At 36.8% G+C, this 223-nt stretch carries 1 pseudogene; it reads left to right on the forward strand.

Annotated features, from left to right (window positions below):
- Positions 1 to 223 (forward strand): annotated as a pseudogene (locus WFH18_RS18250) (IS4 family transposase); the annotation flags it as partial.

Consider the following 223-nt stretch of genomic DNA (forward strand, 5'->3'; position numbering starts at 1 on the left):
GCAGAATCTCAAATTAAAAGCGTTTCTAGGCCGCAGCAGGAACGCAATTCAGACACAAATCTGGATTGCGATGATCGCCTATTTATTGGTGAGTTTCGCTCAACATTTAGGAAAAACAGGTTGGACAGTTCAACGTTTACTCAGAATAATTCAAGTGAATTTGTTTGAAAGAAGAACTTTAAAAGCTTTATTTTCACCCGATAAAATACCCATAAAACAAGAG

This window comes from Acinetobacter sp. USHLN143, assembly GCF_037145695.1.
Lineage (GTDB): Bacteria > Pseudomonadota > Gammaproteobacteria > Pseudomonadales > Moraxellaceae > Acinetobacter > Acinetobacter fasciculus.